We start from the raw sequence: 12,568 nt of genomic DNA, 5'->3' as shown, positions 1-12,568 counted from the left end.
CAGAGCTGACCGCTCAGCTGTCGAGAGCCCGAATCCAGTCGGTGAGCGCCCGCACAACCTGTGCGGGCGCTTCCGGCATCAGCGCGTGGCTCGCGTTCGGGACGACGGTCACGGTGACCAATTCGCCGAACCGGTCCCGCAATTCGTTCTCCGTCTCGCGTGGACGGAACGGATCGAGAGCGGACTGCAAGTCCAGGATCGGCTGGCGGGCGACCTCCCACCACTCGTCCTTGGGTGTGGCGGCCGAGGCGGCAAGCTGACGCTTCGACACCTCCGGATACCAGCCGGTCAGCCACTCGGTCGGATCGTTGCCGGGGGCGAAGAATCCGGCCTGCAGGTAGCCGATCCGCTCCGCTTCGGACAGTGAGGAATCGGAGCATTTGACGGCCAGCACTGTCAGCGCGGCCGGGTAGTCGCGTGCACCCGCCGCAGCTACGACGACGCCGCGCACCAGGTCGGGCCGGTCGGCGGCCAGCATTCGTGCCACGTAGTGCCCGAAGGCATGACCGACCACGACGGCCGCGCCGTTGTCCTGTTCCTCGATCACCGCTCCGACGTCGGCGGCCAGGTCGTGCAACGTGACGTCCTCCAGCGGTCCCGTGCTCCGGCCGATGCCACGCGGCTGGGGACGGGAGACCCGGAACCCGTTCTGGGCGAGTCCAGTCGCCACGTCGTCGTAGTCGTATGACTCGCGCCCGAGCGAGGGCAGCAGGATCACCGAGGGGCCGCTGCCCTCGACCACGACCTCGATCGCGGCCGTCGTGGTGTGCACGAATTCCGTCGTCCGCGCGTGTGATGTGCTCGGCATGATAATTCCTCCACAGACGTTGAAACCCCGGGCGACACGATCTTTCGTGTCGCCCGGGGAATGATGAGTGTCTCAGTCCACGGCGGGATCGAGCGCGAAGTCGTAGCTGACAACCTTACGCCCGGTGCCGTCGAGCTGCGGATCGAGGAGGAGTTCGGGTTTCGTTGCGGTGGCGACGTCGTCGTCGATCCAGTCGCCACCCGCGAAGTACAGCTGCGTGATGATCGGCTCCTTGCCCGGGGACGTCACCCGCAGGTGCAGGTGCGCCGGACGCCACGGGTGCCAGCCGGCCCCCTCGATGAACTGTCCGGTCGGGCCGTCCGTCGGGATCTGGTACGGGGCAGGCTCGATGGTGGTGATCTCGTACCGTCCCTCCGGATCGGTGACGATGGTCCCGCGCAGGTTCCATTCCGGCAGGTGCGGAGCGAACTGCGAGTAGTAGCCCTCGTCGTCGGCGTGCCACAACTCGATGATCGCGCCGCCGAGTCCGGCACCGTCGAGGTCGGTCACCCGGCCCCGGAGGACGAGCGCGGGATGCGCCCGGTCCTCGTCGCGAATCGGCAGGGTGCACCGCGCGGGCAGTTCCGGTGCCCCGGGCACGTAGTACGGTCCCTCGATGCTGCCCTTGGTGCCCCGGAACCTGCGGGAGTTCACCTCCTCGATGTCGTGCTCGACGAACACGTCGAGCAGCAGCGGCCACTCGCCGCCCTCGCCCACGTCGATGAGCCACTGCTTGAGGACGCGGTACTCCGGGTAGGTGACGGCATGCTTGTGGATCAGCGCGCTCAACCCGGCAAGCGCCTCGGTGGCGATCGCGGACAGGCGTTGCGGGGACGTGTCGGCGGTGAATCGGGCGCCCTTGAACTTGTCGGTGGCGGCGTTGCCGGAGCCGACCGCGGTCGGGCTGTCGATGGTGGTCATGGCTTCTCCTGATCCTGGGGGCTAGCTGCGGCCGAAGTAGGACACGTCGTCGTTGCCGATCAGGTCGGGGACCGTCCACCCGTCGAGGTCGTACTCGGCCAGGCACTGCTCGGCCAACCCCTTCATGGAGCTGACCGTGCCCCGGTTCTCGGCGAACATCAGCAGTTCCGCCTTCACACCCTCGTGGTTGCCGGCGTAGTTGCGCTCGTACAGTTCGTGACGGCCACCGAACTCGCTGCCGATCGAATCCCACAGCGCCTTCATGATCTTCACCCGCTCGACCGCGGGCATCCCCTCCGAGCCGCGGACGTACTTGTCCAGGTACGGGCGGACGTCGGGGCTCTTGAAGTCGGCGGACGAGGACGGCAGGTAGATCAGCCCGGACGCGACGTCCTGCTCGATGATCTCCTTGATCCGCGGGTACCCCTGCTGCATGAACATCCGGTACGTCAGCCCGTACTCGAGCTTCGGGATGACGGTGTCGCCCACCCACGGCTCGGGGTCGCGCACCATCGATTCGGTCAACGACCAGAACAGGTTCCGCCAGCCGATGACCTCGCCGACGCGGGTCTGCACTCCGCGGAAGCCGCCCGCCCCGGTGGCGTCGAGGGCCTTCATCAGCAGGCCGGCGATGAAGTCCAGCTTCACCGCCAGGCGGGTGCAGCCCTGCAGGGTGAACCGGGGCAGGAACCCGGACTGCGGGAAGAACGCGTTGATCTTGTCGACGTCGCCGTACATGAACACGTTCTCCCACGGCACCAGCACCTTGTCGAAGACGAAGATGGTGTCGTTCTCGTCCATCCGGCTCGACAGCGGGTAGTCGAACGGGGAGCCCATTACCGCGGCCTGCTGGGTGTAGGACGTGCGGCAGATCAGCTTCACCCCAGGCGCGTCCATCGGGACGGTGCAGATCAGCGCGAACTGCTTCTTCTTGATCGGCAGCCCGTAGTGGGCGATGAAGTTGTAGTTGGTGATGGCCGAGCCGGTGGCCACCACCTTCGCGCCGGACACGATCAGGCCGGCGTCGGTCTCCTTCTCCACCTTCATGAACACGTCCCCGACCTCGTCCGGCGGCAGCTGACGGTCGACCGGCGGGTTGATGATCGCGTGGTTCCAGTACAGGACCTTCTCCTGCGATTCCTTGTACCAGCGTTCGGCGTTGGCCTGGAACGGCGAATACAGCTCCTTGTTCGCGTGCAGGGTGCCGAGGAACGAGGCCTTGTAGTCGGGGGAGCGGCCCATCCACCCGTACGTCATCCGCGCCCAGGTGGCGATCGCATCACGATCCTTCAGCAGATCGTCGGAGTTCTTCGATGCCCGGAAGAACGGCATCGTCACGCCGCCGTTGCCGGTGTCGGTGGGGGTGGTCAGGGTCTCGACATGCTCGCCGGTGTGCATCGCGTCGTAGAGGCGGGCGGTCATCCGGATCGGGTTGCGGAACGCCGGATGCGTGGTGACATCCTTGACACGTTCGCCGTGCAGGTAGATCTCCCGGTCGTCGCGCAGCGACTCTATGTACTCGTCACCGGTCATCGGGCGCGACGCGAAGTTCGCGGTGCGATTGGCCTCACAGTCTTCGGCGACGTTGACCTTGCTGCGGTCGACGGTGTTCTCGGGGGCAGCTTCTGTGGTGGTCATGGTGTTGTCCTTCCGTCAGGATTACGAGGCAGCCTGGGCGAGCTGCAAGTGGAGAGGAGTGAAGGATGCAGCGGCGTCGAACCATCCGCTGTGGGGGTCGTCGAGGCAGCCGTTCCACGCCGTGGCGCCCGATGCGGCGCCGAGATCATGAAAGGTACTGCGGTAGAACAGCAGTGGATCCTTCTTTGAGTCGACAGAGGCATCGACGATCTCGCCGATGAAGATGACATGGTCACCACCGTCATAGGAAGCCCAGGGAGAACAGATCAGCGTCGCCGCGTTGCCGGACAGTGCGGGAGCGATTCCCGCGGAATCCCACAACGGTTCCGTCCGTTGCGGTTTGCCGGCGAAATGCATGGCCGTGTCGAGCTGATCGGCGGCCAGAATGTTCACCGCGAACGGCGCATCGCTGAGGTAGCTGCATGCCTTCGACTTCCGGGTCAACGTCACCTGGCACAGCCGCGGCTCGATCGAGACGGCGGTGAAGGCGGTGACGGTCGCGCCGTGCGGCTCGCCGGCAACATTGGCGCACGTGATCACGGTGACACCACTGGCGAACTGGCCGAAAATGTTACGCAGAGTGCGCTGGTCCATTTCTCCTGACCGCCTTTCTGCACGATTCGTGCGATAGCCCCTGCGATTGGGGACCTGCACAACGTATGACGGGCGTCACAGTCCGTCGATCCTCATTGCGAAGCCGCGATCCGGAACGCGAAACGGGTTTGCCGGACGTGGGTCGTCGGCACTTGCAGTGACGTGAGTCACAGGCGATGCTAGGGTCGGGAGTTGCCCATGCGCGGTCGTGGGGCGAGGTGAGAGGTCTGGACGTACGCATGCGAGGACAGCTGGAAGGTCCCGGGTTCACCGACTGGGACGAGGTTCACGAGGTGGTCGCGGACGCGTACTTCCCGCACGAGCTGCGTCCGCTGTCTCGGGACACCGCGGCGCGGTCGTCGCTGGAGTCCTCCGCGATGGGGGCGTCCAGGCTCGCCCGGATCGGTTTCGGGGCGCCCGTGTCGATCGAGTCCGACCATCCGGGTGCGTACGGCATCAACATCCCCCTGACCGGCCGTATCGTTTCCGTCACCGGTGGCACGGAAGTGACATCGACGCCGGGGCTGGCCACAATCTGCCCGCCCGACACTCGGACCGTCATCACCAACTGGAGCAGTTCCTGCGAGATCATCGGTTTCAAGGTGGACAGGGACTATCTGCAGCGCGAGATGGACCGGGTGCTCGCACGGCCCGGGCAGGAGTTGCCGCGGCAACTCGACTTGCGAACCGGCGCCGGCGCCGAGTGGCTCAGATTCGTCCGTTCCGTCGCCGACCAGGCGTTGCGCGACAGCGTTCTCCTGCACAGTGATCAGGTGTCGCAGCAATTGTGCGGAGCGTTGACCACCGCGCTGGTGCTCACTGCGATGCCGGACGACGACACGGGCGCCGCGGGTATCCGGCCGCGCATCGTCAAGCGGGTCATCGACGCGATCCAGCAGGACCCGGCCCGCCCGTGGAGCGCGGGGGAGATGGCCGAACTCGTCGGCGTGAGCGTCCGGCGGATGCAGCAGGGGTTCCGCGAATATGTGGGCATGACGCCGATGGAGTACCTCGTCGACGTGCGCCTCGAACGTGTCCATGCCGACCTCACCGGAAGCGGTTCCTGTGCAACCGTTTCCGAAGTCGCAACACGCTGGGGGATCATGCACACCGGCAGATTCGCCGCCGCCTACCGCCGCAAGTACGGCGTGACCCCATCCGAATCACTGCGAGATCGCCGGCGCTGATCGGTCCGGTGGAAGGTCGAGTTTCGCCTCCGAAACTTGTCGGACCCTCGCGATAGTATTCGCACATGAGTTCGACTGGGGGGTCGGTGGGTATCCGGGTGGCGGAGCATCTGTCGATGCTCGCTGCCGCGGTGGACGGGTTGCTCGATGCCGGGTTGGCCGAACTGTCGGACAGTGAGCTCATCGAGGTGATGTGCGGGGTGGAGCAGTCCCTTCGCCGCGCGGAAGCGGTCTCACACCGATTGGTGGTGGAGAGCGTGGAACGCTCGGTCCCGGCGAGCCTGGGATACTCGTCGCCGAAGAAGCTCTTGATCGAGGTGCTCCGGATCTCGGGCGCGGACGCGTCCGCCCGTGTCACCGCCGCCCGTGAACTGGGGATGTGGCACACCCTGGCGGGCGATCCGATGCCACCCGTCTTGCCGGAAACCGCTGCGGCACAAGCCGACGGTGACATCGGCACGGATCATGTCCGGGCGATCGCGAAAGTGATGCGGAAGATTCCCCATGCCGTCGGCAACGACGCGGTGGCAGATGCAGAGGCCGTACTGGCCATGCTGGCGCGGAGCGGAACCCCGGAGGATGTGGAGCAGGCCGGACACCGGCTGCTGGCATATCTGAATCCGGACGGAAATCTCGGCGACGACCGCGACCGGAAACGCCGGCGTGGCATTTCGATCGGTCGACAGGACACCGAACTGATGTCGAGAATCTCCGGTGAACTCGACCCTGTCGCACGGGCGATGCTCGATCCGATCCTCGCCAAGTGGGCGCGACCCGGAATGAACAACCCGGACGATCCCGACTCGCCGGCCGGCGACGGCGAGAACCCGGCGATCGATCGTGACGTGCTGGCGGCCGCGGTCGCACGCGATACCCGCACCGCAGCGCAGCGCAATCACGACGCGTTCAGCGCGGTATTCCGGGCGCTGCTCGAGTCGGGGGTGCTCGGTCGGCACCGGGGCCTGCCGACGACGGTGATCGTCACGATGACCCTCGAGCAGTTGGAGAAGGCGGTCGGTGGCCTGGCCACGACGGCCACCGGAGGCCTGCTCCCGATCGAGGACGCACTGGCCCTGGCAGAGAATGCGCATCCGGTGCTCGTATTGTTCGACCATGCAGGTCGTCCGTTGCACCTGGGTCGACGGCGTCGTCTGGCCAGTGCCGACCAGCGGCTCGCCCTGATCGCCGCGGACGGGGGTTGCACCCGGCCGGGGTGTTCGGCGCCGGCGAGTCTGTGTGCGGTGCACCATGTCACGGACTGGCACAAGGGCGGAAATACCGACATCGAAGGTCTGACCCTGGTCTGCGACGCCTGCCACGCCCAGGTTAACGACGGACCGGCTGGCTGGGCGACGAGGTCCGCGCCAGCGCCTTCCACGCACGCGGGCCGGACCGAATGGATCCCACCGCCGCACATCGACCCCACCCGAGGACCGCGCATCAACCACCGGCATCACCCTGGTGAGTTGATCGGGCATGCGCGAGGAGAGGCCCGGGCGCCGTGACAACACGCTGTCAGCTACCCCGGACCCGATGCGACTGTGTTGGCTTCTCCTCGACGATCCGAGGCATCAAATCGAAATGCCTCGGATCGTCGAGGGAACCGGTCGGCGCACCGTCGCCCGGCCACCAATGACCGGCAGTAGCTGTTCGTTACAGCACACGTTCGGAACTGTGCTCGACACGAGCCGCCACATCGACGGCATTCTCGAGCAATTCTCGGGATGCCACTGTCACCCGCAGTCCACCAGCAGGTGCCGGGGGCCTCGCAGGACCGGGTTGGGCCGGTAGGGCGGCGGGTCCTCGACGAGGCGCGGATTGGGGAGGCGGCGGATGAGTTCGGCGAGCGCCATCTGCCCTTCGAGGCGGGCGAGGGGAGCGCCGAAGCAACTGTGGATGCCGCTGCCCAGACCCACGTGCTGGTTGTCCGCGCGGTCGGGGACGAACTTGTCGGCGTCGACGAAGCGTTCGGGATCGCGATTCGCCGATGCCAATGCCAGGACGAGGGGCGAACCCTTCGGGACGGTGACACCGTCGATTTCGATGTCCACGATCGGCGTTCGCTGGCCCAGGAGATGCACGGGCGGTTCGAAGCGGAGCAGTTCCTCCACAGCCTGCGGCATCAACTCCGGTTCGGCGCGAAGTCGTTCGAGAACGTCGGGATTGCGCAGCAACGTCAGCATGCCGTTGGTGATGAGGTTGACGGTGGTCTCGTGCCCGGCGATGAACAGCAGGATGGAGTTGGTGACCAACTCGACGGTGTTCAACTGACCGTCGGGCCCCGAATCGTTGGCGAGCCCCGACAGCATGTCGTCCCCGGGATCGCGGCGACGGTCCTCGATGAGACCGGCCATGAACATGGCCATCTCCATCTGGGCCTTCTGCGCCACCTTGACCTGCTCGTTGTCGGCGCTGGTGCGCCGCGGGTCGATGGCTGCCACCAGCGCGTCGGCCCAGACGTGGAACCTGGGTTCCTCCTCGTGGGGCACCCCGAGCAGTCGGCAGATGACGGTGACGGGGAAGGGGTAGGCGAAGTCGTCGACGATGTCGATGCGCTCCTTGCCGTCCAGTCCGTCGACCAGTTTCGTGACGAGTGTGGAGAGTTCGCCACGCATGGAGTCGATGCGGTCGGGGCTGTGCGGCGGACCGAACTGTCGCGTCGTCAGTCTGCGTAACCGATCATGCTCGGGCGGATCGAGTTTGAGGAACGACTCCGGCCCGTCGCCGGCGCGATCCGCTCCGGGGAGTCCGGGCCCACGGTTGTGCAGGTCGGAGCTGATCCTCGGGTCGTGCAGGAGTGCCATCACGTCGTAATACCGTCCGACGAGGTAGGAACCGTTGTCCTGCGGCGCCACCCGCGTCTCACGAAGTTCCTCGTACAGCGGATACGGATTCGGCCGGCTCGCCTGGTCGGTGATCCGCTGGAACAGCTGCGCACGCGACATGGACACTCTCCCTGTTACTTCGGTAGCGAGACGAACTCGACACGACGTTCGGTGGGCAGATGGCCGGTCACCGCGACGGTGGGTCCGTGGCTGAGAACGGCCGGGTCCGGCAACTCCGACGAGCGCACCTCGAACGGTTCCGCCCGGTCCATGACGTCGAAGTCCGGGGGGAACGCGGCGGCCGACTCGATCAGTCCCCGGTAGAAATCGAGCCACTTACCCTGATTGAACGCCACGGCGGCCGTGACGCGTCCGCGGAAGCCGTACGCCGCCACGAATCGCCGGTCGGCGACGGAACCCTGCGTGATCACTACCTGATCGGAGTAGGTGGGGATACCCACGGACTTGATGTTGACGCCGAACTGGCTGGACCAGAACGCCGGAATCTCCAGGTGCGGCCGCCGACGGAGACCGTCGTGGATCATGTTGTGCGCCGCCACCTCGGCCTGACCGATCGCGTTGCCCCAGTGCTCCAGTGCCAGCAGTTGGTAGTCGTAGAGCGGATGAGGTTGTCGCGCAACGTCGCCGGCGACGAACACGTTGTCGGTGACGATGCCGTTGATGTCGAACGCCCGGCAACCGGCGTCGCACGTGACTCCCCGGGGTCCGGCGGCGAGACCGGAGCCGAACAGCCAGTCGGTGTTGCGGATACTGCCCTGCGCGACGATCGCCACGTCGACGTCGAGTGTGGTCCCGTCCGACAGATGCGCACGGCACAGCTGCCCGTTGCCGTCCCCGTCGAGGCCGGTCACCGTGACCCCGGTGCGCAGGTCGACACCGTGGTCGCGTTGCATGTCGGCCGCGACCGCCGCCACCACTCCGCCGAGCGCACCGACCAGGGGTGCCGGCCCACGCTCGGTGACCGTCACGGACAGCCCGCGCTCCCGGCACACCGACGCGATCTCCGAGCCGGTGAACCCGGCCCCGATCACCAGGACGTGACGCGGTCCGGCCGACAGTCGCTCGTTCAGCCGGCGCGAGTCGTCGCAGGTTCGGATGGTGAAGACGCCGTCGAGCGCGGCCTCGGACGAGTTCGACCACGGCCTGGCGCGGACGCCGGTCGCGATCAGTACCTTGTCGAACTCGACGGTGTCGCCGTCGCTCAGAACCACCCGGTTGTTCTCCAGGTCGAGACTGGTGGCCCGCACGCCGAGGCGCCACTCCGCGTCGAGGTCCGGGCGGTAGGGCAGCGCCGCGTGGTCGGGCGGCATGATTCCGAGGAGCACGGCCTTCGACAGCGGGGGCCTGTCGTACGGCTCGTAGGGTTCGTCGCCGATCAGGGTCAGGGAGCCGTCGAAGCCCTGCCCCCGCAGTGCCTCCGCGGCGCGCACGCCCGCGAGCGACGCACCGACGATGACGATCCGCACCTCACTGCCCATCGTGTCGGTCGGGGATGTCCGTGGTGATGGCATGCACCGGGCACGCGGCGGCGGCTTGCGACACGTGGTCGCGTTCGTCGTCGGTGGGGCCCGCGTCGTAGAGAAGAGCCTCTTCTCCGTGCAGGGTGAAGACGTCGGGTGCGAGGAACACGCACTGTGCGTAACCCTGGCACCGATTGAGGTCGACGACGAGTTTCACGTCAATCATCCCGATTCTGAACAGTTCTGGTCACACGGGTCCACAGGGGCTGCGCGGCGCACGGCCGTCCGATCGCGTCGGGCGGAGACCTCCACCCGGAACCAGTATTCCGGAATGGCCGGTCTGTTCGGTTTCGATCCGCTGTTCTGGAGCCATTCAGAAATGCGTTACCCGGTCAACGGGAAGGCGTGCGACACGTGGATCTTCCAGCTGCCGCCCGGCTGGCGGCGGAACACGTCGGCGCCCGATTCGCGGACACTCTCGAGAACGGTGCCCGAAGCGTCGGTGACGGTGAGCGGCCACACCAGGCGCACCGCGGCGAGGTCGCCGTCGACGAGTACGTCGGCGATCTCGGGCGCCGCATACGTGAAGGTCCGGTCGGGGGCGGTGAGTACGCGCTGAAACTGCGCGCACGTGGCGTCGTAGTCGCGGTCCTCGGCGCCGGGGTAGATCACGACGACGTCGGGGGCGAACAGCGAGCACACCGCAGCCACATCCTTGTTCGCGAAGTCGCGTGGCCACTGATTCAGGGCGTCCACGATCGACGCCTCGTCTCGGCTGGGGTCGGGCGCGACGGCCTGCTCGTCGGCGCAGCCCGCGGCCGCCGCGAGCACGAGAACGGCGACCGCCGGCACAACCCGCGCGTCCATGCGGCCTCCGTTCGGTGGCGCCGCCCGTCTCCTACCGACGGGTAGAACCCCGAAGTAGTAACGAGAGTTACAAGTATCTTGCCGGAGTTCGTATCCTGCTGTCGAGAAACAACTTTCGGACACGGTCTCGATTCGGCAACACGGACGTCCGGATCGTGATGTGATGTGGTGACAAGAGACCGGCAACGCCCAGTGGCGACACCTCAGAGGCGGAATATTGACGATCGAAGCTCACCGCGACACCCGCGCGACACGGCACCTGTCCGCTTTGGACGCTGCAATTCAGATCCTGACCACCGCGCGCGGAAGCTCGTACAGCGCGGATCAGGCCTTCGACGAACTACTCGATTCCTCCATGCGGCATCAGGTCGATGTCGGGGATCTGGCGGAAGCCCTCGCCGACCTGGCCGATGGCGTGCACCCTGCCGCGGACGACCATCGACGGGCACGGGACGTGGCAACCCGGGAATGGGGAGCCCTCCTGCCCGGCAATACCGGCTAACCGGCGCAGTCGATACAGGTCTGAGCGGCAGGTAGTGCGTCGAGTCGCACATCGGCGATCGGCAGGCCGCACCGAATGCAGAGGCCGTACGTCCCACTGTCGAGTCGCTGTTGCGCCGCCGCCAGATCCTCGACCTCGCGCCGGGCGTCGGCCAGTAGCGCCGACACCTGGGCCCGTTCGAACGCGATGGTCGAGCCCTCAGGGTCGTGTTCGTCGTCGTCCGTGGTGAATTCCGACCCTTCCACGATCGTGTTGAAACGGCCGGTCAGCGACGCGATGCGGCGTTCGGCGTCGGCGCGTTCCTCGGCGATTCGGGTGCGGTGTTCCGGGACGGTCATATGTGGATCAACGTCGGCGACGGCCCGGTGCTTCCCCCGTAATCCGCTCGATCGATCCGGAACTTTCTGTCAGGCTTCCCGGCATGGCACGCACATTCGAGGAGTTGGTGGCCGAGGCGGAATCCGTGTCGGTGGACGGCTGGGATTTCTCCTGGCTGGACGGCCGGGCCACCGAACGGCGGCCGTCGTGGGGGTATCAGCGCCTGATGGGTGAACGGCTCGCGCGCGCGAACGCCGCTCTGGACATCCAGACCGGGGGAGGGGAGGTCCTCGCCGGCGCCGCGAAAATGCCTCGCGTGATGGTGGCGACGGAATCGTGGCCGCCGAACGTCGCGAAGGCCACGGCGCTGCTGCATCCGCTCGGAGCGGTGGTGGTGGCCGACGCGGACGAACCGCCGCTGCCCTTCGCGGGCGGCGCCTTCGACCTGGTGACGAGCAGGCACCCCGCCACGGTGTGGTGGGACGAGATCGCCCGCGTCCTGCAACCCGGAGGCACGTACTTCTCGCAGCACGTCGGGCATGCCAGTGTCTTCGAACTCGTCGAGTACTTCCTGGGGCCGCAACCCGAGAACGTGCGGCGTGGCCGCCACTACGAGGACGAGAGTGCGGACGCGCAGGCCGCCGGTCTCGAGATCGTCGATCTCCGTTTCGAATCTCTGCGGATCGAGTTCTTCGACATCGGCGCCGTCATCTACTTCCTGCGCAAAGTGATCTGGATGGTGCCCGGCTTCACCGTCCCCCAGTACCGCGAGCGCCTGCAGGGACTTCACGACCTGATCGAGGCGGAGGGTCCGTTCGTGGCCCACTCGACCCGCTTCCTCATCGAGGCCCGTAAACGCGGCTGACTCAGCCCATCGTCTTCGACCCGTCGAGAGCCTCCCTGATGATGTCGGCGTGCCCGGCGTGCTGGGCGGTCTCACCGATGATGTGGAGCAGGACCCGGCGCGCGGACCAGCGTGATCCGGGTTCGAACCACGGCGCCTTCGGCAGCGGATGCGAGATGTCGAGGTCGGGTAGCGAGGCCACGATCTCATCGGTCCGGTGCGCCACCTTCGCGTACCGGTCGAGGACGCCGGCCAGCGTCTCGCCGTCGCGGAGGGTGAACTCCTTCTCGCGATTGCCGGTGCCGGTGCCGTCCGCGGGACCGCCGTGCACGGCGTCGGTGCCGCGCACGATGAAGTCGGCCCACACCCGTTCGACGTCCGACACGTGTTTGACGAGTCCCCCCAGGCACAGTTCGCTCGCCGTCGTGCGCTGGGCCGCCTGTTCGTCGGTGAGGTCCCGGACGGTGTAGCGGAGGAAGTAGCGGTGTTTCGCCAGCGACTCCAGCAAGTCGGCACGCTCGCCGGTAGTCGACGTTTTCGCGGTAGAGGTCACGGTGATCACCTGCTCCAGCCGGTCCGATGA

14 protein-coding genes are annotated in these 12,568 nt (G+C 66.8%); 4 read left to right on the top strand and 10 right to left on the bottom strand.

The annotated features are described in order from the left end of the window. Window positions 1-13: 13 nt before the first annotated feature. From ACFWAY_RS12330 to ACFWAY_RS12315, 4 genes are all read right to left on the bottom strand, one after another. On the bottom strand, window positions 14-808 hold the full coding sequence (locus tag ACFWAY_RS12330) for an alpha/beta fold hydrolase (protein WP_378454347.1): 795 nt from the start codon (window positions 806-808) through the stop codon (window positions 14-16). Between the two features lie 72 nt (window positions 809-880). After that, on the bottom strand, window positions 881-1,729 hold the full coding sequence (gene catA, locus ACFWAY_RS12325) for a catechol 1,2-dioxygenase (RefSeq protein ID WP_378454346.1): 849 nt from the start codon (window positions 1,727-1,729) through the stop codon (window positions 881-883). A 21-nt stretch (window positions 1,730-1,750) separates the two neighbouring features. Further along, complete coding sequence (locus ACFWAY_RS12320; RefSeq protein WP_378454345.1) at window positions 1,751-3,367, bottom strand: 4-hydroxyphenylacetate 3-hydroxylase family protein; 1,617 nt, start codon at window positions 3,365-3,367, stop codon at window positions 1,751-1,753. A 21-nt stretch (window positions 3,368-3,388) separates the two neighbouring features. Continuing rightward, entirely contained in the window at window positions 3,389-3,961 is a 573-nt protein-coding gene (locus ACFWAY_RS12315) for a flavin reductase family protein (RefSeq protein WP_378454344.1), read from the bottom strand. Window positions 3,962-4,200: 239 nt separating this feature from the next. On the opposite strand from ACFWAY_RS12315, the gene ACFWAY_RS12310 reads away from it, so the two are divergent. Together ACFWAY_RS12310 and ACFWAY_RS12305 are read left to right on the top strand one after the other, a co-directional pair. After that, window positions 4,201-5,148, top strand: a complete 948-nt coding sequence (locus ACFWAY_RS12310; RefSeq protein ID WP_378454343.1) for an AraC family transcriptional regulator — start codon at window positions 4,201-4,203, stop codon at window positions 5,146-5,148. Between the two features lie 65 nt (window positions 5,149-5,213). Continuing rightward, window positions 5,214-6,653, top strand: coding sequence for a DUF222 domain-containing protein (locus tag ACFWAY_RS12305; protein ID WP_378510796.1), 1,440 nt, complete (start codon window positions 5,214-5,216; stop codon window positions 6,651-6,653). A gap of 228 nt (window positions 6,654-6,881) precedes the next feature. Here ACFWAY_RS12305 and ACFWAY_RS12300 read toward each other — a convergent pair whose 3' ends face one another. The 4 genes from ACFWAY_RS12300 to ACFWAY_RS12285 all read right to left on the bottom strand — a co-directional run bounded on the left by ACFWAY_RS12300 (window position 6,882) and on the right by ACFWAY_RS12285 (window position 10,321). Next, window positions 6,882-8,093: a cytochrome P450 gene (locus tag ACFWAY_RS12300; RefSeq protein ID WP_378510795.1), complete on the bottom strand. Its 1,212-nt coding sequence runs from the start codon at window positions 8,091-8,093 to the stop codon at window positions 6,882-6,884. 14 nt (window positions 8,094-8,107) lie between these two features. Next, window positions 8,108-9,472, bottom strand: coding sequence for an NAD(P)/FAD-dependent oxidoreductase (locus ACFWAY_RS12295; protein WP_378510794.1), 1,365 nt, complete (start codon window positions 9,470-9,472; stop codon window positions 8,108-8,110). Beyond that, window positions 9,462-9,680, bottom strand: coding sequence for a ferredoxin (locus ACFWAY_RS12290; RefSeq protein ID WP_378454339.1), 219 nt, complete (start codon window positions 9,678-9,680; stop codon window positions 9,462-9,464). Before ACFWAY_RS12290 ends, ACFWAY_RS12295 begins: the two co-directional genes overlap by 11 nt. A 158-nt stretch (window positions 9,681-9,838) precedes the next feature. Continuing rightward, window positions 9,839-10,321: a YybH family protein gene (locus ACFWAY_RS12285; RefSeq protein ID WP_378510793.1), complete on the bottom strand. Its 483-nt coding sequence runs from the start codon at window positions 10,319-10,321 to the stop codon at window positions 9,839-9,841. 217 nt (window positions 10,322-10,538) lie between these two features. On the opposite strand from ACFWAY_RS12285, the gene ACFWAY_RS12280 reads away from it, so the two are divergent. Beyond that, the gene (locus ACFWAY_RS12280) at window positions 10,539-10,823 is read left to right on the top strand and encodes an ANTAR domain-containing protein (RefSeq protein ID WP_378510792.1); all 285 of its coding nucleotides are present in this window, start codon (window positions 10,539-10,541) and stop codon (window positions 10,821-10,823) included. Here the strand turns inward: ACFWAY_RS12280 and ACFWAY_RS12275 are convergent. Further along, window positions 10,820-11,161: a TraR/DksA family transcriptional regulator gene (locus ACFWAY_RS12275; RefSeq protein WP_378510791.1), complete on the bottom strand. Its 342-nt coding sequence runs from the start codon at window positions 11,159-11,161 to the stop codon at window positions 10,820-10,822. The genes ACFWAY_RS12280 and ACFWAY_RS12275 overlap by 4 nt on opposite strands. An 83-nt stretch (window positions 11,162-11,244) precedes the next feature. On the opposite strand from ACFWAY_RS12275, the gene ACFWAY_RS12270 reads away from it, so the two are divergent. Then, a complete protein-coding gene (locus ACFWAY_RS12270; protein ID WP_378510790.1) occupies window positions 11,245-12,006 on the top strand; it encodes a class I SAM-dependent methyltransferase in 762 nt (253 codons plus the stop codon). A 1-nt stretch (window position 12,007) separates the two neighbouring features. Here the strand turns inward: ACFWAY_RS12270 and ACFWAY_RS12265 are convergent, their stop codons facing one another. Next, on the bottom strand, window positions 12,008-12,547 hold the full coding sequence (locus tag ACFWAY_RS12265) for a DinB family protein (protein ID WP_378510789.1): 540 nt from the start codon (window positions 12,545-12,547) through the stop codon (window positions 12,008-12,010). Window positions 12,548-12,568: the final 21 nt, after the last annotated feature.

Origin of the sequence: Rhodococcus sp. NPDC059968 (genome assembly GCF_042738615.1) — a bacterium.
In the GTDB taxonomy this organism is placed as follows: Bacteria; Actinomycetota; Actinomycetes; order Mycobacteriales; family Mycobacteriaceae; genus Rhodococcus_F.
Note: the sequence above shows the minus strand (reverse complement) of the source record. Positions and strands in the feature narration are given on the sequence as shown.

Coding starts and splice junctions, on each gene's coding strand:
- ACFWAY_RS12315 (WP_378454344.1), bottom strand. CDS start 3,961: ATGGACCAGCGCACTCTGCGTAACATTTTCGGCCAGTTCGCCAGTGGT.
- ACFWAY_RS12320 (WP_378454345.1), bottom strand. CDS start 3,367: ATGACCACCACAGAAGCTGCCCCCGAGAACACCGTCGACCGCAGCAAG.
- ACFWAY_RS12275 (WP_378510791.1), bottom strand. CDS start 11,161: ATGACCGTCCCGGAACACCGCACCCGAATCGCCGAGGAACGCGCCGAC.
- ACFWAY_RS12295 (WP_378510794.1), bottom strand. CDS start 9,472: ATGGGCAGTGAGGTGCGGATCGTCATCGTCGGTGCGTCGCTCGCGGGC.
- ACFWAY_RS12310 (WP_378454343.1), top strand. CDS start 4,201: ATGCGAGGACAGCTGGAAGGTCCCGGGTTCACCGACTGGGACGAGGTT.
- ACFWAY_RS12330 (WP_378454347.1), bottom strand. CDS start 808: ATGCCGAGCACATCACACGCGCGGACGACGGAATTCGTGCACACCACG.
- ACFWAY_RS12285 (WP_378510793.1), bottom strand. CDS start 10,321: ATGGACGCGCGGGTTGTGCCGGCGGTCGCCGTTCTCGTGCTCGCGGCG.
- ACFWAY_RS12305 (WP_378510796.1), top strand. CDS start 5,214: ATGAGTTCGACTGGGGGGTCGGTGGGTATCCGGGTGGCGGAGCATCTG.
- catA (WP_378454346.1), bottom strand. CDS start 1,729: ATGACCACCATCGACAGCCCGACCGCGGTCGGCTCCGGCAACGCCGCC.
- ACFWAY_RS12270 (WP_378510790.1), top strand. CDS start 11,245: ATGGCACGCACATTCGAGGAGTTGGTGGCCGAGGCGGAATCCGTGTCG.
- ACFWAY_RS12300 (WP_378510795.1), bottom strand. CDS start 8,093: ATGTCGCGTGCGCAGCTGTTCCAGCGGATCACCGACCAGGCGAGCCGG.
- ACFWAY_RS12290 (WP_378454339.1), bottom strand. CDS start 9,680: ATGATTGACGTGAAACTCGTCGTCGACCTCAATCGGTGCCAGGGTTAC.